The organism is Sulfitobacter sp. 1A13353 (assembly GCF_043557255.1).
Lineage (GTDB): Bacteria > Pseudomonadota > Alphaproteobacteria > Rhodobacterales > Rhodobacteraceae > Sulfitobacter > Sulfitobacter faviae.
The window spans coordinates 349,908-367,166 of record NZ_JBIFFS010000004.1; the positions used below are offsets into that span (position 1 = coordinate 349,908).

The 17,259-nt window shown below is 57.3% G+C and carries 20 protein-coding genes; 7 read left to right on the forward strand and 13 right to left on the reverse strand.

All coding sequences use genetic code 11. The annotated features are described in order from the left end of the window. Window positions 1–20 precede the first annotated feature (20 nt). The 4 genes from ACGYLO_RS12505 to ACGYLO_RS12520 all read right to left on the reverse strand — a co-directional run bounded on the left by ACGYLO_RS12505 (window position 21) and on the right by ACGYLO_RS12520 (window position 1,958). On the reverse strand, window positions 21–326 hold the full coding sequence (locus ACGYLO_RS12505; protein WP_394376768.1) for a hypothetical protein: 306 nt from the start codon (window positions 324–326) through the stop codon (window positions 21–23). Next, window positions 326–679 (reverse strand): hypothetical protein, encoded by a 354-nt coding sequence (locus tag ACGYLO_RS12510; protein WP_394376769.1) that lies wholly within the window; start codon window positions 677–679, stop codon window positions 326–328. Before ACGYLO_RS12510 ends, ACGYLO_RS12505 begins: the two co-directional genes overlap by 1 nt. 11 nt (window positions 680–690) lie before the next feature. Further along, window positions 691–1,416, reverse strand: a complete 726-nt coding sequence (locus ACGYLO_RS12515; RefSeq protein WP_394376770.1) for a hypothetical protein — start codon at window positions 1,414–1,416, stop codon at window positions 691–693. A gap of 137 nt (window positions 1,417–1,553) precedes the next feature. Next, window positions 1,554–1,958: a hypothetical protein gene (locus ACGYLO_RS12520; RefSeq protein WP_394376771.1), complete on the reverse strand. Its 405-nt coding sequence runs from the start codon at window positions 1,956–1,958 to the stop codon at window positions 1,554–1,556. Window positions 1,959–2,306: 348 nt separating this feature from the next. On the opposite strand from ACGYLO_RS12520, the gene ACGYLO_RS12525 reads away from it, so the two are divergent. After that, entirely contained in the window at window positions 2,307–2,483 is a 177-nt protein-coding gene (locus ACGYLO_RS12525) for a hypothetical protein (protein WP_394376772.1), read from the forward strand. Window positions 2,484–2,550: 67 nt separating this feature from the next. Here the strand turns inward: ACGYLO_RS12525 and ACGYLO_RS12530 are convergent, their stop codons facing one another. The 6 genes from ACGYLO_RS12530 to ACGYLO_RS12555 all read right to left on the reverse strand — a co-directional run bounded on the left by ACGYLO_RS12530 (window position 2,551) and on the right by ACGYLO_RS12555 (window position 9,933). Next, window positions 2,551–2,757 (reverse strand): cold-shock protein, encoded by a 207-nt coding sequence (locus ACGYLO_RS12530; RefSeq protein WP_394376847.1) that lies wholly within the window; start codon window positions 2,755–2,757, stop codon window positions 2,551–2,553. A 99-nt stretch (window positions 2,758–2,856) separates the two neighbouring features. Continuing rightward, complete coding sequence (locus ACGYLO_RS12535) at window positions 2,857–3,393, reverse strand: hypothetical protein (RefSeq protein WP_394376773.1); 537 nt, start codon at window positions 3,391–3,393, stop codon at window positions 2,857–2,859. 11 nt (window positions 3,394–3,404) lie between these two features. Then, on the reverse strand, window positions 3,405–3,974 hold the full coding sequence (locus ACGYLO_RS12540) for a hypothetical protein (RefSeq protein ID WP_394376774.1): 570 nt from the start codon (window positions 3,972–3,974) through the stop codon (window positions 3,405–3,407). Between the two features lie 70 nt (window positions 3,975–4,044). Further along, the gene (locus ACGYLO_RS12545; protein WP_394376775.1) at window positions 4,045–4,890 is read right to left on the reverse strand and encodes a M48 family metalloprotease; all 846 of its coding nucleotides are present in this window, start codon (window positions 4,888–4,890) and stop codon (window positions 4,045–4,047) included. Between the two features lie 70 nt (window positions 4,891–4,960). Further along, window positions 4,961–8,692: an AAA family ATPase gene (locus tag ACGYLO_RS12550; RefSeq protein ID WP_394376776.1), complete on the reverse strand. Its 3,732-nt coding sequence runs from the start codon at window positions 8,690–8,692 to the stop codon at window positions 4,961–4,963. 2 nt (window positions 8,693–8,694) lie between these two features. Next, window positions 8,695–9,933: an exonuclease SbcCD subunit D gene (locus tag ACGYLO_RS12555; RefSeq protein ID WP_394376777.1), complete on the reverse strand. Its 1,239-nt coding sequence runs from the start codon at window positions 9,931–9,933 to the stop codon at window positions 8,695–8,697. A gap of 145 nt (window positions 9,934–10,078) precedes the next feature. On the opposite strand from ACGYLO_RS12555, the gene ACGYLO_RS12560 reads away from it, so the two are divergent. Continuing rightward, window positions 10,079–10,744 (forward strand): DarT ssDNA thymidine ADP-ribosyltransferase family protein, encoded by a 666-nt coding sequence (locus tag ACGYLO_RS12560; RefSeq protein ID WP_394376778.1) that lies wholly within the window; start codon window positions 10,079–10,081, stop codon window positions 10,742–10,744. A gap of 81 nt (window positions 10,745–10,825) precedes the next feature. On the opposite strand, the gene ACGYLO_RS12565 is transcribed toward ACGYLO_RS12560, so the two are convergent. Both ACGYLO_RS12565 and ACGYLO_RS12570 read right to left on the reverse strand, forming a co-directional pair. Further along, window positions 10,826–12,685, reverse strand: coding sequence for a hypothetical protein (locus ACGYLO_RS12565; RefSeq protein ID WP_394376779.1), 1,860 nt, complete (start codon window positions 12,683–12,685; stop codon window positions 10,826–10,828). Window positions 12,686–12,742: 57 nt separating this feature from the next. Further along, a complete protein-coding gene (locus ACGYLO_RS12570) occupies window positions 12,743–13,489 on the reverse strand; it encodes a hypothetical protein (protein ID WP_394376780.1) in 747 nt (248 codons plus the stop codon). A 181-nt stretch (window positions 13,490–13,670) separates the two neighbouring features. On the opposite strand from ACGYLO_RS12570, the gene ACGYLO_RS12575 reads away from it, so the two are divergent. From ACGYLO_RS12575 to ACGYLO_RS12585, 3 genes are all read left to right on the forward strand, one after another. Next, window positions 13,671–14,309 (forward strand): hypothetical protein, encoded by a 639-nt coding sequence (locus ACGYLO_RS12575; protein ID WP_394376781.1) that lies wholly within the window; start codon window positions 13,671–13,673, stop codon window positions 14,307–14,309. A gap of 70 nt (window positions 14,310–14,379) precedes the next feature. Continuing rightward, the gene (locus ACGYLO_RS12580) at window positions 14,380–14,760 is read left to right on the forward strand and encodes a hypothetical protein (RefSeq protein WP_394376782.1); all 381 of its coding nucleotides are present in this window, start codon (window positions 14,380–14,382) and stop codon (window positions 14,758–14,760) included. 144 nt (window positions 14,761–14,904) lie between these two features. Then, complete coding sequence (locus ACGYLO_RS12585) at window positions 14,905–15,171, forward strand: hypothetical protein (RefSeq protein WP_394376783.1); 267 nt, start codon at window positions 14,905–14,907, stop codon at window positions 15,169–15,171. On the opposite strand, the gene ACGYLO_RS12590 is transcribed toward ACGYLO_RS12585, so the two are convergent. Further along, a complete protein-coding gene (locus ACGYLO_RS12590; protein WP_394376784.1) occupies window positions 15,134–15,682 on the reverse strand; it encodes a hypothetical protein in 549 nt (182 codons plus the stop codon). The two genes, ACGYLO_RS12585 and ACGYLO_RS12590, sit on opposite strands and share 38 nt — an antisense overlap. 112 nt (window positions 15,683–15,794) lie before the next feature. Between ACGYLO_RS12590 and ACGYLO_RS12595 the strand changes: the two genes are divergently transcribed. Continuing rightward, complete coding sequence (locus tag ACGYLO_RS12595; protein ID WP_394376785.1) at window positions 15,795–16,655, forward strand: hypothetical protein; 861 nt, start codon at window positions 15,795–15,797, stop codon at window positions 16,653–16,655. A gap of 152 nt (window positions 16,656–16,807) precedes the next feature. After that, entirely contained in the window at window positions 16,808–17,185 is a 378-nt protein-coding gene (locus ACGYLO_RS12600; RefSeq protein WP_394376786.1) for a hypothetical protein, read from the forward strand. Window positions 17,186–17,259: the final 74 nt, after the last annotated feature.

Below are 17,259 nucleotides of genomic sequence, written 5' to 3' on the forward strand. Positions count from 1 at the left end.
ATCAGGGCCTCATCCGAAGTTCAGGGCTCGGGCGCCTCATCCTGTTCGAAAGGGTATTCACCCAATTCATGCACAGACTGGTCCAGGCAGTTACGATCGCGGAAGGTGATCTCAAAGTCATCAAGACAGGCAATCGCAACATGGCGGTGGAAATGAAGGGATGCCGCCTCGATAACATCGTCGCGCGTCGCAGCCTCCGGGACTTCAGACAAAGTGAGCCCATAAGATCCATCAACGCTGCATTCACCCATCTCATTGCGATCATCAGGATCTAGCTCGTCAAAGTCTACGAGACATGCAACTTCGATAACCATTTCTTTCTGCATCAGCTGTGCTCCAGTTCATTTGCGTTCCGCAGTTCGGGCTGTTGGGGCCCTGGTGCTGTGAAGGGATCCGCTACCTTATCGCTTTCTTGGCGAGAAACCCCCATGGCCTCTGCCACGTAAGCCTGCATTTTATTCAGAAGCAACTCACTGTTGGCTTCGTTGCAGGCACTGACATCTGCAAGCGTCGCATCCGGGGTCTTCTCAAACCAATCCTCAACCTGTTTATCGAAGGCATCCTGAATGTCTTTTTGCACGGCCTCCGGCAGCTCATCCGGAATATCGATGCGGAACCGGTGCTTCCAGGACATGCCGTCCTCATAGGGGATCAGTCCGACTTCTTTAAAATGCTGCATTTCGTGCTCCTTTATGGGCCTTCAGGGCCTTCTTCTTGTGCTTCATTGCGCAGTTGGGCGAAGGCTTCGGCAAGCTCGCGGTCTGCTGCGACACGCTCCTCGAGCTTCATCTCCATCCAGTTGATCACCGATCCACCGCGGATCTGACCGATATGTTTCATCGCCCAGCTACCGCGAAGTTTGTCAGCCTCTTGTGGGTCGATCATGCCTTGGAAGACATGCCAGTGGTCCCCATCTCGCTCCATCCAAGCCACCGCATGGCGTTGCATTGGTGTCTCACGAAGCAGGATGGGCCCTTCGCCATCTATATTGAGGTTGATTAGGTTTTGACTGGGGAAGAAGCTGAGATCGTCAGGCTCGACGCCACAGTGCGCGGCAACGCCCCGGCGGAGGGCCTCATAGTTGACTGGTTCATCTGACATACGAGACCGCCCCTCTCCCCGGTAGAGGCGGAACTGCCTTGGATGGTTCGGAAGCGGGGTCACGCTGGCCGCGGTCATTTCGCGGTCCACCCAGTCCAGCAGAGGCAACGGAATGCGGGTCGCATAGCCCTTTTCGCCGTAGCAGGTTACGCAGAGCCGGTCATCATCGTCAAAGCCGATGATGTAGTCGCCAGTCGGGTTCTCGGCATGGCTTTTGATGTGGTAGTCGATAACATGCGCCCAGCTGGCACCGGACCAGCCACGGGAGCGGGGAAAGTCTTTGTCGCCGCGGGGCGGATGGGGAAATGCTGCCATGGTCTATCCTTCGCATCGTGAGCCCCATTGTCAGCGGAGGCTCTGAAAATGCGAAGAAGTCTTCGCCCGCTGCTCAGGTTATTCCTGTCAAGCGAGCAGCCCGTAATACGAAAATCCGCATTGAGACTCAGGTGCTATCAATCACCCAGATACTTGAAATGTGGCACATAGGTCTTCGCCAAGATCTTCTTCATATCCTCATTGCAGGAATCTAAAGTCGATTGATCGACAACCAGCTGCTCGGACAAAAGAAGTGCATCTGTATCGAATCGTGCTTTTTTGTAAGTTTGCTCGGGATCGTTTTCTTCCCTGCTACGATCATTCCGGAGCAAAAGTTCATCAATCGCTGAGATTTCATGTCTCTCTAACTTTTCTGGACTATCGAAATCCAAGTCAGAGTTGATGTTGAATGCGTATTCATCAATGGCGCGGCAAAACCCCCAACGGTGCAACTCCTGATCTTTCTCACTTAGTGTTGCAATATCGGTTTGCGCAGTTGCACTTGATCCCAGAGCAACCAAAGCAACGATCAGCTTGTACATCAAAAAATTCCTATAAAAATAGCGTATGCCGTTAAGCTTAAGAGATAGGGGTAAGGCTTACCAGCCCAGCTACTGACCAACAGCTAAAAGTGCCCTTCACTGCGAGGGTGGAAACATACCGCTGGGGTCCGCGCGCCTGTCGAAGTTTACGGCATCTGATGAGGTGTTCCTAATCCCCCGAATCTGGCCTGAGGTCATGACCTATATTTGAGTTGCAGAATTCTGCGAAAAACATGCTTGATCGCGGGGAGGCGCAGCCTTATATTCATCTCATGCGATAATTTTCCTCTTCAGCTTGACCCGAAAACCGTCACTTCCGGCGGCCGGTCAGCTATGGAGGACTTTCTTTTGAAACATGATCATATCGGTGAGCGCGATGCAGCTCACAAGCGCGACCACGTTATCCGCACCGCGGAGTGGGTGCTCCGCAAGATCTACCGCAAGGCCACCGGCCCAGAGATCATCGCCAGCCGCAACCGCATCCTCGAAAGCATCCACAAAGAGGCCCAGCGCCGCAGCCGGTAAGACAAAGAAAGAACCGCCGAGCTGGCACCCCGGCGGTTCTTCAAACCACTAAGTCATTTGAGTCTGTTCAGGCGAGAGCGATGTTGGATGCGCTTTCGCGTCCATCCCGGCCGGGTTCAATATCGAATGTCACTTTTTGGTTGTCTGCCAGGCCTGTGAGACCGGCGCGTTCCACCGCTGAAATATGGACGAAGACATCCTTGCCGCCTGAGTCAGGCGCGATAAAACCAAAACCCTTTGTTGTGTTGAACCATTTTACAGTACCGGTAGCCATTATCGTATCTCCAAAGTCTTTCTGATCACTCTGTGCGACCGTCGAAAATACTGCCAGACCAAGACCATATGGCAAGCAAAAGATTGGTTTGGCCTGCATTTACGGTTGAATCCGCTGAATAAAGACGGCCCAGTCGGGCGGATTAAACCAATCATTCTTCATCCCATCTACGATATTCGCAAAATCCTCAGGGTCGTTCAGCACTGAGAAGAACCGACGGTCCGGGGTGACACTCACCCGCCAGAGATTGGACCGGTCCGCATCCCAGCAAGCGCCGATCGTCGGATCCTCTGAGGTTCTCCCCTTCTCATGGAAAGTGCAGGCCTCAGAGAGCTTTTTGATCTGGTTGGGGGCGAGAACCCGCTTGAGGGCACGGGATTTCCTGACCTCCGCCGCGGCGCGTTCCCCATGTTCCGGATCATAGTCATCATCGAGCCGCTGGGAGTCGTGGAACATGGCGAAGGCCAGAACGACCCGGCGATCGCATAGCGCAAATGCGTCACAGATGCGCATGCCGGCCAGCGCCACCCCGCGCCAATGGCTGTCGCCGTGGATGGGGCTGTCCATCATGGTCGCGCGGGTTTGAACGCTGGACAGGAGATCCTGCCACAGCTCAAAGGATGGTCTGGCGCGCATCATTCCCCACATCAGCTGCCCACAGCCAGGCGCACCAAGGCGCGCCCATCACCCTCATCGTAAACCTCGATGATCTCGATCACGAGATCGGTGATCCCATGCCCCCAGACGCCAAAGGCGCCATCTGTGCTTGGCCGATTGAGGAAGGTGATGCCGCCAGCCTCTTGAGTTTTTGGGACCTCCTGACCCTGATCTTCGATCCGGTAAATCTCATGGCATGCTTCGCTGACTGATTTACAGATGAGATGGGCGGTAAGGCAGTCTTCAGGCAGATCCGTGATGATAAGATGGGCCGGTTTGTTGAGAGGATAGTCGATGATCATCTCCACGGACTTCGCGCGCATGATGACTTCATCCATCTTGAAGTCACCGCGCTCCGCATCGAAGTCACCGTATCTGCTCAGTTCGCTCTTCTTGAAAGACAGCGCATGCACCACTTTCGCGTCCAGGCTCTCGTCGGATGCTTCATCAGCAACGGCGGCGATCGGGTAGATAAGAGAGTTGCCCCAGATCCGCTTGGATGCCTTCCCCCGCGCCTGAAACGCTTTCTCATCTTCGAGCATCTTCAACTCAGCTTGCATGGCATATTTCTCCGATCGATCTGTGTTTGAGGGCTGGCGAGGCCATCTGAACCTCGCCAGCCTAAATCATCTATTTCTTGCGGATCAGACCCTGACCGGCGTCTGCGGCATTTGCTGTCTCAATCACGGTCGCCAAACGCTTGGCATCGGGCGGATGTGTGCCCCAGAACGACAGGTTGCCATTGCTGGTCTTGGCCGCCGCTGGCCGCGCAAAGAACTTGGCGCCTTTTACCGGGTCATATCCAGCCTGCTTGGTGATATATGTAGCAAGGACGTCGCTCTCGAGCTCATAAGACTGGCTGTAGGCCTTTTGTCCGACCGCGGCACCCAGCGCCATATTGCGTTGCATCTCGGCACTGTCCCCGCCCGTGTAGCGATACGGGTTGCCTTGGCTCGCATAGGCCTGGCTCGTTGCTGTGAGCGCCCCCATGAGAATGGCCCCAGCCAAAGCTTGCTGTTCACCTTTTTTCAGGTGATCAGCGATGTGATGCCCGTATTCATGACCCAGGATGAAGGCCAGCTCATCGTCATTCTCGATCTGCATCAGCATTGGAACTGTGAAGGCCACAAAGGGACGGTTTTGACCGTCACGTGTGTGATAGGCATTTGCGACGGGCATCTTGGTGTCGACCAGAACCGGAAGGTCACAGGGTTTGGCGCCAGATTTTGCCGCCTCTTGCTGACAGAACGCCATCGCGACTGGCTTTACCCGCGAGACCACCCGATCAAAGCGTGCCGCGGCCGCATTGCTGCTGGTCGTCCGGCGCTTGGTCACCGCGCGCTCCTGCGCGAACATGGTCTTGGCCGCGGCCTCGGACCCCGCGCTGATGCTGGGCACAGTATATGACGTGCCGCAGGCAGATAGGCCCATGGTGGCAATGACCGCCCCTGCTTTGAAAAGTCGTCCAATCTTCATCTTTCTAATCTCCCTTTTGAGAATCTCTGGAGATCGCCTTTATTACATGCGGCGACCTCGGGTCGTAGCTTTATGCAGCGGTAGACAATGCCACCGTGCTTGATCCGGCCCCGCGACGGGTCACCCGAACCTGAACTGGAATGCGATCCTTCATGGCTTCGACATGCGAGATCACACCAATCGTGCGCCCCTGAGCCTGCAAGGCTTCCAGTGCATCCATCGCGATATCCAGGCTTTCAGCATCAAGCGATCCGAAGCCTTCGTCGATGAACAAAGTTGTGGCAAGACCACCGTGGCCGCCCATGCTGGACAGAGCCAGCGCCAAGGCAAGCGACACGAGGAAGCGCTCGCCGCCTGAAAGCGACCGGGTCGAGCGCACCTCATCCCCCATGTCCTGATCCACGATGTGCAGGGCCAGATCATCGCCGCCTGTCATCAGCTGGTAGCGCGGCTTCAGGTCGCAAAGATGCTCATTGGCGCGCTCAACCAGAATCGAGAGCGTGACGCTCTGCGCGATCTGGGCGAATTTGCCCCCCTGCCGGGAGCCCACGGCCTCATTGACCGCAGCCCAGGTCTCGGCAACACCCTTGGCAGCCTTGATCTCGGCCTGCAGGGTTTTGAGGCGCAGACGGACTTCATTGTCAGCCTGCAGGCGTCCGGTGATGGCACCGATGCTTTCCCGCTTGTCATCGCGTTCGGTCTCGCTTGTTGCCAGCAAAGCGCGCAGATCTGCCTCCGCCTCTTCCGGCACACCTTTCTCCATGAGCTCAGCATAGTCAGCCGTGCGGTTCTGTAAGGTCGATTTCGCCTCACCCAGCGCGTCATCTACCGCTTTGAGCTGCTGCTTGATGGCGGCCGCCCCTTCGGGGCCTTTTGCGATGAGATCGGCAAGCTCGCGGCGCTCAAAGCCATGCGGTGCCATCTTTAAGGTCAGCTGCTCTGTGGCTTCGCGCTGCTCCTCACGCGCGGGCGCCAGGTTTGTCCGGATCAGCTTGAGGCGTTCATCGGCACCGGTCTTCTCGCTTTGAACATCCGCGCGCCGCTGGACCGCCTCCTCTTTTTTGCGCCCGGCCGCCAGACGCAAGTTGTTGTGCCGCGTCCGGTGGCTGTCGGTCTCTTCGCCGCCCAGTAGGGTGCTGCGCTTTTCTTGCAGCGCGGTCAGCGCCGCAGTTCTGTCGTTGAGGGCTTTCTGGGCTGTCTCAAGGTTGCCTAGCAGGCCGCGCAGCTCGGCCTCTGCAGCGGTAATCTTGGGCTCTGCGAGCTTCAGCGTGTTTTGATGTGTCTCGAGGCGCTCCTTTTGCGCCTTCCACCAAATCACGACTTTGCTGAGCTTCTCACGTTTTGTCGCGCCATCGGTATCCAGCGCCGCCGGTGTGGTCGAAACGGCCGCGAGTGCCGGGGCGATATCAGTGTCGATCGCGGCGATCCGTTCCTCGGAGTGGCTGACTTTCTGTTGCGCCAGTGCCATGCCACTCTCGATCTTGGTCATGGCGGCCAGTTCAGCCTCTCGCGTATTGCGGCGATCTTCGACAATCTTGCTCAGGGTCGCCATTCGGGTACGCTTTTGCTCGACGCTCTTTGTCAGGTCGACCTGCTCCTGATGCAGAGCCTCGATCTGGCCGCGTCGTTCCGTCAGGCGGGTCTGAAGATCTTCAAGCGGCGCCACCGCGCCGACGGGCGCTTCGGGCAGCTTGGTAATGCCTGTATTCACCGCGGCCGCATGGGCGTCGGAAAAGTCCGAAATTGCAGCCTGCATGTCGTTCAAAGCCGTCTGCATGCTGTTATCGGCTTGTTTTACTGCCAGATCGGCAGCTTCCATACCACGCGCTGCAGCCGTACCGGCCCGGCGCGCCTCATCGAGCGCCTTGCGTTCCGCCTCAAGCCGCGCCCGCATGTCGCGCGCGAGATCCGCCAGCGCATCATCCTCATGGATGGGATGTTCTTTAGATCCGCAGACCGGGCAATCCTCACCGGGCTCAAGATGCTGGCGCAGCTTCACGGCCAAATCGGAAACCGCAGCCTCCGCGCGGTCCACCGGTGCGGCCAAGGCCTCCGCCGCGGCTCCGGCCCGCTTGATCTCCACCTCGGAGGCCTCAAGGGCGGCCTTATGGGTCTGAGACGCCTTGGTCTGATCTACCTGGATCTTTTTGGCGGCCGCGTGACTTGTCTCGGCCGTGTGGTGGGCCCGCGCGGCGCGCAGCATGTCCTTCACAGCCGATGCACCTTCCCCAAGCTTGCGCAGCCGCAGTTGCGGATCATCCTTAGCAATCGCCGCGAGTCTGTCCGAAAGCCCTTTGATCGCCTCTTCCAGTTCCGTGATGGTCTTTTTGTCGATTTCGTTGGACTGGTTCAGCTTTGTCAGGCGCGACTTTGCCTCTTCGAGCTTTGCTTGATCCGTGGTGATGGCATTCTGATGTTCGGTAAGCTTGCGCCGCAGAGCAATGCGCTCCTCGATCTGAGCATCGATATTGCTCCACCGATCCGCCAGAAGGTAGGTATCGGGCGCCTTATCCATTGCGGCTTGAGCAGCTTCCACCCCTTCCTGCGCGGTCTTCTGACCGGCGCGCAAAGCGTCAAGTGCTGTGGTTGCCTCGGTGACCTTGCCAGAGGACTCACCCTGCCGGCTGCGGGCGGTCGCGACTTCGGTCTGCGCGCCCTGGCTCAAGCTGTCGAGATGCGCGGCTTCAGTCCAGATGGGCCCGAAGGATTTGAAGGTCGTCTCGGCTTTTTCAAAATCTACCTGAGCAGCATTCTGTGCCTCAATGGCTTGATCGAGCTTGCCTTGCAATTCACTGCAGGATTTCGCTGCCTCGGCCTCACTACCTTCCAGCTTGGCCACAGCCTTGTCAGCCGCCGCAGAGCGCTCGCACTCGCTTCTAAGGGTCAGTGCTGCCTCAAGGCGCGCCAGAGCCTCCCGTTGGGGTTTACCGGCCTCAACGGCCGCCTCAGCCTCCTTAAGCTTGGATCCTGCCGCATCGACCCGGGCCTTGGCGGTATTAAGCGCCTCATGCGCCTTGATCTTGCCGGAGAGCTCAGTCAGCTTGAGGGTCAGCGCGGCGATTTCCTTGCCCAATGTGTCTGTCTGCACGGCCATGGCATCGCGTTCTTCATCCGAAAGAACCGGTGTGGCACCGCGGCGTCCTTCCAGTTCAGACAGCTTCTGCTTGGCTTCCTCATAGAGCACATAGATGCGCTTGGAGATCTCTCGGTAAACCTCGGTGCCGGTGACCTTCTCCAGAAGGGCGGCGCGATCGGCGGTATTTGCACTGAGAAAGGCGTCGAAATCCCCCTGGGCCAGAAGCACCGTGCGCCGGCATTCCTCATAGGTCAGTCCGGTGATCTCTGTGACCCGGTCTTTGACGGCGGTTATCTGGTTTTCCAGCATCAGATTGTCATCGAGACGCGTCAGCACACGGTCCACGGACTGCAGCTTTCCATCGGCACGGCCACGCGCGCGGCGCGCGGTCCATTTGGCACGGTAGGTGAACCCGTCGGCCGCGAGGAAATCGACCTCGGCAAAGCCTTCATGGGTGCCGCGGCGCAGGATCGCCCGCGGGTCGCTGGACTTTATGGTCTCCCCGGTGACGTCGGGGACATCGTCATTGACCCCAGCGTCTGAGAGACGTGGGCAGCTGCCGTAAAGCGCGAGGCACAGGGCGTCGAGAATTGTAGACTTCCCCGATCCGGTCTCGCCTGTGATCGCGAAAAGGCCCGCCGAGCGCAGCGGCTCCTGGGTCATGTCGATCTCGAAGCTGTCGGCAAGGCTGGCGAGATTGGCGCCTCGGATACACAGGATCTGCATGTTCAGGCTCCAACCATGGCTTCGCGGAAGGCCGCAATGTGATGTTCTTCAGGCTCGGTGACATTGGCCTTGATGAAGGCTTGCCGGAACAGCTCTTCCGGCGTTGTGTCCTGCAAGGACACCGGTGCTGGCCGCTCCTCTTCGGTGGAGACGCGGCGGACCCGCAGACCGGCAGTCCGCAGAGGCATGGTGTCGAGAAGCTTCTCGGCTTCCGCAAGCAAAACCGAGGCAGGGCCCGTGGCCTCCAGGCTCACATAGATGAAAGGCTGGAGGCTTTTGGGCAGATCGGGATCGAGGTCCAACTCGCCGAGCTTTTCCTCGAAGAGCTCAAGGCTCATCGGGCCCGCGCCGGGCTCGGGAAGACGGAGCACCTGCGCCGGACGCGCGATCGGGTGATGCGTATGACGTAGACCATCCTCATCCAGATCGATGATCGTCACCCCGTGCTCATAGGTCATCTCGGCGGCCGAGAGCGGGAAGCAGGAACCAGAATAGCGGATGCGCCCACCGCCCAAGGTTTGCGGCCGGTGCAGGTGGCCCAGCGCCACATAGTCGAAGGCTTCCGGGAAGACATCTTCGGGCAAGGCATGCTCGCCGCCAATCAGGATGCGCCGCTCCGCACTGCCCGCCTCGCTGGAGCTTTCCGATGCGCCATGGCAATGCAGATGCCCTATGGCGATGATCGGCAGATCGCCTGCAATCTCACGCGCCCCGCGGGCCATGGCCACATGAAAGCGGCGCGCGGCCTCGACGATGGGCGAGCCACGGCCTTCGTTTGCAGCAAAGCTCAGCCCTGGCAGATCGGCGGCGCGCAGAAAGGGAATGGCGCAGACCCAGGCCACTGCTTCACCATCACGCCCGGGCAACGGGATCATGTGCTGGGCGACATCGATCTCATCCCCGTTGCGGCGCACCGTGGCCACCACATGGACATCGAGGCTCTCAAGAATGGGGCTGGGCGCTTCCAGACGCCCGGCAGGATCATGGTTGCCAGAAGTCTTGATGATGGTGAGATTAGGCCGGCGCTCCTTGCAGCGGCGCAGCGCACGGTAGAGGATGCGCTGGGACTCGCCCGAAGGGTTAATGCCGTCATAGACATCCCCTGCGACAATCATCACGTCGATCTCTTGCTCCACGAGGACATCACAGAGATTTTCGAGCCATTGCACATGTTCGGCTTCGCGCGTCCAGCCGTTCAATGTCTGACCAATATGCCAGTCTGCCGTGTGTAAGATGCGCATTGAAATTGCTTACCTTGCTAAAGAATCCAGCATTGCCTGAAATAGAATATGGTGCAACAAAACAACTATTGGAAGAGATGGTCATTGTTATTTTTTAACCGATCACCATTTTCGCAACAGCGGTTTCGGAGGTATCGATAACCCGATGAAGTACCACGAGATCATCGAGGACCACATCCGCAGGAGTGTTCAATCCCGCGGCATTAACAATGTCCTGCACTTCACGCAGATCGAGAACCTGCCGCACATCATCACCTATGGGCTGATGTCCTATAACGAATGCGATAAGCTCGACGAACTGGTCTATGGAAGCGGCCCGGACCGCCTGTGCGATGACTCTATCTCTGTGACGATCGAGAGCTTCTATCCCAAAATGTTCGAAAGCAAGCGGCGTGCCGAAGGCGGCACCTGGGCCATTCTGACGCTTGAGCCGCGGCTGCTCTGGGAGCTGGAATGCAATTTCTATCCCCGCAATGCGCTGACGAAAGAGATGAAGTTTTGCCAGAAGAGAAAGAACAACGGATACGCATTTGACCGGATGTTCGAGGATCTCGACCCCTGCGGCTGGATGGATGGTGAAGGGTACCGCGAAAAGCTTGGCCTGCCAGCCAATCTGACCACCTTCTCCGATGCGGAAGTTCAGGTCATGCAGAAGATCCCGGCCGAATGGATCACGGACGTCTGGATCGAGGACATGGAAAACGCGCAGGCAGTTCAAGAGCAGCTGAACCGGCTGCCAGGGCCGGAGCGGGATGTGAGGGTGGACCCCTTCGAGCCGCGGTGGAGCTTCGGTCGCCATGCCTGGGGATGAGGCGTAGAGCGCATATGCAGGCTGGAGAGTGATCTTGATCGATAATTGCGCGCGCCTACACGCCTGCTGAAAGTCCGGTGGTTAAAATCGGATATTCGAGAACGCCTGTCTCATGCTCTCATAATGACTTGCTAAAGCAGCCTCCGGATTGCGGAACTCCAGCGCCAGCAGATCGATGATCTGATAAGGCCGCGCATGGCCGTCCCGGCGCCATGTATCCCGCTCGGCGTCCTCAGTCCGGCACTCCCCGAAAGGCGACGCCTCAAATGGGTCATGTGCATCACCTTCATGCCCAAAGAAGCTTTGTGACCAGACAATTCCACGACACTCTGTATTGATCATCTGTTCGATCTGCTCACGAAGCGTCTTGTTCTCGATATGGAAAAGGAAGCCGTCCACTTCGAACTTTGGGATGCGTCCCGAGCCATAGTTGCGCGAGATCTTTCGTACTTCTGCTGGCAGTAGATCGAGATGGCGCAGATCGCTCCAAAGCGAAACCAGAGGAAGTCCGACCTGGCCACGACGTTGCTGCAGGAAGTCTGAGACGTCTTTGCTTGGTGCATCCAGGTCGACGCCCTCGAACATATCACCATAGATAATATCGTCGCCTCTGGAATCTCGGATCACCACAACCCGGCTGCGCAGCAACCGTGCCCCGCCATCTATCAAGATTTGCGCGGCCTGCCAGGGCCCGTCTCCAGGCATATGAGAGCTGTAAGGGATGAATCTTTGCTGCGCAAAACTGTGGCTGTCGCTGGTCGAGGCTTCTTCTGCCAACCAGAAACGGCGCAGCAATTCTTCTTCACACGCCATTTCCCCGAGGCCGTCTCGTATACTATCCGGCAAATCGCGTCCAGCTTTGAGGAGAGCCGCAAGCTGCTCAGTCTCCGGACTGAAATGTAGCTTGCCGATGGTGACCGCTCCCGTTGCTTCGCGGGACGCGAAAGCCTTTACGGGGACCGGCGAAGATCCGGGACCTTTGATTTCTAAGAGCTCCTCGGATGCCATAAAAGGTGGATCGATCACATAGGCGCGCGTTTCCTCTACCCAGTTACCTGGCCGTCCTTCGGATTCATGACCATCCGCTATATTCTGAAAACGTTTGTGGTGGATCAAAGGGGAGCTGGCCGTAATCATTTCGGACAGGTCTGGCAGAATTACAGTAGCATCCCCGAGGTAAGGGCTGACCGCCGCTTCAGATGGGAGCGCGCCACCAATTTTTGCGGATGCCGGCAAGTTGACCCCCACCCGCCCATCGATGAGCTGCACTAGCTCCGCGCCGGCCTGATATGCGGCGGCTAGAAGCAGGGTCTCGGGGATGCCGCCCGGAACCTCCTGTAGATCCAAAGCCTTTGGAACATCCCCTAGCGCAACACAGACGGTGTCTGAGGTCTCAGTACCGGGGCTGAGTTTGTTGATCAGCGCAAGAAAGAGATCGGCAGTTGCCTCAGTATCTCCCAACTGGAGGAATAAGTTCGACGCCGCAGGCTCATGCATGGTCCCACTTAGGCGGTAGCGTCCATGGCCGGTCAGCGGTGGTGGGTCAGTTGCCAGATTTCGGATCGTTTCTCTGAGTTTTTCGAGATCCGTGGCGCCCTTCATAGGATGAAGGAAATTGAAGTGAACCGTATCCGCGTATCGCTCGGTTTCTTCAGGCGTTTGGAACAAGACCGACATGCTCGCCAAAGCCAGTGCCCGTTGTGCATCGTCCTGCGATATTCCCAAAACCCCTGCGAGGTCTTCAAGACAATTGCCTTGATCTGTTCCGGGAGCGGGGAAGCGGTCATAAAAGCGCGTGCCACTTCGAAGGACAAACGTCGACCATGGCCGGCCGAGCAGGACCGCGGCAGAAAAGCTAATCTTGGCCAATGCGACAGTTTCTACAGGTTCTGCCAGAATGTCTCTCAAGCGCCCCAGACGCAGACCATCAACAGTTTCCACTACACCCATCCCTGAATCATTTTACTATTGCCCTCATCTCATAGATATTCGCAAACTTTAAAGTTGCAAGTTCAGACTCCTTTCCACCTCGTCCCAGTCTCTGGCTCTGTCGATGGCTCGGAGGCCGCGGTAGATCGCATCCGAGAGGCCGATGTTGAACCGCATCATGTCGTAGTTGCCCAAATGACTCAAAAAGGACCACGGAAAGACCGCTTCACGGGTGCTGAACGTAACCATCTCACCGGTCTCGAAGGCTTGCACTGGCCCCAGGCTCCCTTGCGTCCAAGGATTGAGGAACTCAGAAATATAGGGCCCTGCGATCCTGAACTTCTCCAGCCGCTCTTTGGGTGGGCGCAACGATCCTGAGGGCCTGAAGGAGGCCGCCTTCGCCCGCTCTATCTCGCGCGCAATCGCTTCTTCCGTGGCAATGGGCAGCACCCATTTTCCGCAACACAGCAGCATCGTCTGGACTTCCACCCCTGCCCCGCGATCATGGTCCCGAAGAGCCGCCTGATAGCGTGGTATGTCTGAAGCAATCTGGTGCGACATCCGCTCCGCGAAAGAGGTCACCCATGAAGGTGAAAGCCGCGCCGCTTCGCCCAATGTGCAGGTGCCACCCGTCCAGGTGACGATCGCCTCATCTGGCGCATCCTCTCCCCCATGGATCGGTTCAGCCACATCCCGAACGCGCAGGGCTGCGACGCAGGCGAGCAGCTGCCGCGTCGACCCCATGAACTGGTCGCCCACGATCGCCGGTTGTCTGTCGCTTAGTAGAGCTGCCCGGAGGGCATCATAGTTGGTCATGGCAATGCCCTTCATGGACCATGCTATGTGTAGATGAGCGACATGTCATCCCGCTGCTGCATTCACGATCTCTGTGCCAATCATTGCCACTACACGGGTGCGCAGGAATATTTTCGCAACGCACATTGCACCCCGAAAATGGGCGCATATTGTTCTGTCGAACGAACTATTGGATGGCAAAATGACCAAGACCACCGCAAAGCGCAAAATCACCGCCCTGGACATTAAGAAGATCACCAGCCCGACCGCCTCAAGTGTTGCGGGTCAGTTCATGGTTCTGGACGACAAAGTCGAGATTGATGACCAGACTGCCATCGAGGTCCTGGGTGAAGATGAGACCATCAAGGTGGCATCCGGATCGACTTTTTGTGTTTATGACACGAAGGATGAGGGCGAAGTGGCGCCCGTTAAGTTGCATGCGACGCAGGATGTTATGCTGAAAGGTCCCTTGATCTGGGCACGCCTGCCAACGATCGACATCCTGCCCATCATCAGCAAGCCAGTCGAAAAAACCGTTTTCACGACCTGTGAAAAAGTCTGTTTCATGAGCGCTTTAGGTTTTCTCTACGCGATCGGATCTGCGCCCTTCGCGGTCGCGGCTCACATAGCCTTCGCAGGTGAAGAAAGTATCCTGGCAGCCTTAGTGGTGATCCTCATCGCCCTCGGCACAGGCGCATTCCTCCTCTTCATCACCGACAAGATTGAACTTTTCGAAGCTAAGGCACACGAAGATGGGGTGAGTGAGAAATTCAAGGCGACCATGATTTTCAACACTCCCGATATCACGAGCCTCACCCACGCAAAGAAAACCGCAGATTGAAGGCGCAGATCGCCTGGTCCGGCCCGCAAAGGGCGGGACGTACTGCGAAATACGACACCCTGGAGTCCTCATGAAAGTCGACCTCTCAACCGACCTTGCCAATCTCATCTCAGTCACAGGCCGACTGATTGTTTGTATCCATGCGTACGCCGGTAAATTGGAGGGCAAAGGCGCGACAGCAAAAGCTGCACTCGATACCATGAGCGAATACTCCTCCATTACGGCAAAATTCAGCTCCTTCACAACCGAGTTTGTGCTGTATGCAACCGGGGAAAGACCAAATGCGGCCTCGGTGGTGGAAAGCTGCGATCGCCTGATCCACGAGTTCGAAAACATCAAAAAGAAAGCCATGAACGAGGGCAAGACAAACGATTATTTGGCTTTTAATGAAGGCCTTGCACGCCTGGAGGATATTCGAGGCAAAATCATGGGAACCGCCGTCCTGAACTAAGAATATAGCACCCTGATGCGTTTAGGATCACATCGGTATCTATTGCGAATAATGGAGACAGTCAGAAATGAACATGAAGGTCAGAACCGTGAACATGAAGCCGGGCGATATTCCGGAAAGTAAAGCAGTGACGAAAGAATGATCATGGACATCATGTCGACACCGGAAGAGATCATGAAGGACGCGCTACGGCGCCAGCTTAAGGGTCTTTTGGATGAATGTACTGTCACCCAGTGCAAGCAGTTCGAGAACGTGTTTAAGTGTACTGCGGACGAACTTCCAGACGCGCAGGTGATCCATGCCATCGAGATGTGCCAGCGGACTGTGCGCCGAAACCGTGCAGACCGTGGCAGCTTGATCCTTCAAAGCTCGGTCACGGCTCAAACCATGGCGCCGGCTCAATCAAGCTGATCTCCAGATATTCAGTCCGCCAGGCGCATCCCGAGCCGACGCCCCAATCCGTATCCAACCAATCCATTCGCGGTCTCGAGGTCTCGCTGAGCAGATCCGGGATCTCGATGCCATCCCAGCTCCGCGCCACCTCGGGCCAGTCGATCAGGAAGGCCCGGGCGCGGCCGGGCATCTTGGGATCCTGATCTGGATCATAGCGGTCCCGCGTGCCCGGGCGCTGCCAGAAGAACCCCTCGCGCGCATGCGGCATCGGTTGACCATACTTCCGAGAGAAATCGAGCAGAGCCTCCGTGTCGGTCATCTGCAGCAGGCGGAAGCCGGGCTTCAGATCGACTTGATAGCTGTAGGCGCCGGCCTGTCGGCCATTGAGGCCCGGTGCGGCCCCCTCTACCAACAGATCTACCCAAGTATCCTCATCGGCCCACCAGAGGCCACGGGGCTTGCGCTTGAAGCCCTCCTGGGCGGCATCTTTAAGGCCGTCGATAATTTTGGCGCTGTTGTGGATGCGCATGTAGCCCTCATGAATACCGTGGTTCTCAACATGAATTTAGCATGGAAATCATGTTTTTCGCGACACCTTTATGATAGATTATGGGAAACCCGAACGTGCCAAAGGAATGCACATGCGCCGCACCACATTGATGACCGCCGGCTTTCTGGCCATGGCCTGCCCGGCGGCAGCAGACCCTCCGCTTGCAGATGAGATCTTCGAACCTCTGATCGCATCAACTCTGATCGAGAGTTTCAGCACAGATGTGGGCTGGGAGATCATGGATGGCGGTGTTGAGCGCTTTGACCACACGAGGGTCTCAGGGAAATCCTGGCTGGTCCAGGCTCTCGCCATGCAGATTGAGCCCGCGGAGGCCATGCCAGAGGTTTACCTTGAGAACCTCATGCTCAACACCAGCAATAATGTCCTGGTAGAACTGGAGATCCTCGCCCTCTTTTTGGCAGAGGACCTGACGCGTATGACGTCTCTGGACATGCCGGTTGGTCAGGCCCTCCTCGGCGCCACGCCGTCGGGCATGCAGCAAGTCTGCGCGTTGATGTCTGCGCCTGTCAGTGCGATGGGCGAAGGCGTCACATTCACGATGGATGGTTTTGAAGTCGGGAAAATTGCAGGCTTCAAATCGCGCGTCCAGATCCTGCCGGGCAAAGAAACCTGCACATTACGCACCATCGCCCAGGCGACAGACCTCCAGCTTGAAACGCCAGACGGCCGTACGACGGACATCGGGGTCATCTCGATTGTCAGCGAAGGTCCCGCCCTCGCCCCTGAGCTGCGCAGCAGCTCAGTAACACTGGATCAAATGACCCTCACCAGAAATGGCGAGACCGTTGAGATTGAAGGGATTACAGAGGTTCTTCGGGGCAGCTTTCAGCTCTCGCTGAGCGATGCGCTTTACCGTGTGGCCACCGGGGATGTCTCGGGGATCCATGACGCGATGGATGTTGTCGCTGCATTTGCAGATGGTACCTCATGACAGGGGTCGCCCGTCTATGTCTGATGCTTGCGCTCTGCCCAGGGGCTGCATGGGCCAAGCCCGCTACAACGGATGCAGAACACCGCTGGGTGGCCCAACACGACAGTCGGTCGGGCTCCACGCTTCATTACAGATCGCCCAGCAATGAGGACGTGATCCGCTTTGACTGCGTCGGACCAAGTCTTGCAATGCCCTTGATGGACATGACCCGCCCCTTCAACAGGATCCTGAGCATCAAAAGCGATCTGGCCCATGATTGGCTGGCCGGACGTGAGGTCTTCGCGATGGTCATGGGGATGGATGGATGGCGCAAGGTTGATGTCCTCGCGGTTCAAGACCGGCTCATCATCGGGCCCAAAGAGACCGAGCGCGGCGTGATCCATATGCAGATCACCGGCAGCATGAAGATCAAGATTTTTGCCAATGCGCAATCAGGCGTGGTCGAGCAGGACGTTGAGGTCCCCTATGCCGGCATGGTTGCGCCTGAGAAGGAGCAAATCAAAGGCTGCCGTTCGCACTTCAAGAGGTAGCGCCACCCTCGGAAGGTTTTCCACAAGAAAGCCGAAGCTTGGAGATAATCCGTATTCTCGCCTGGGTGACTTCG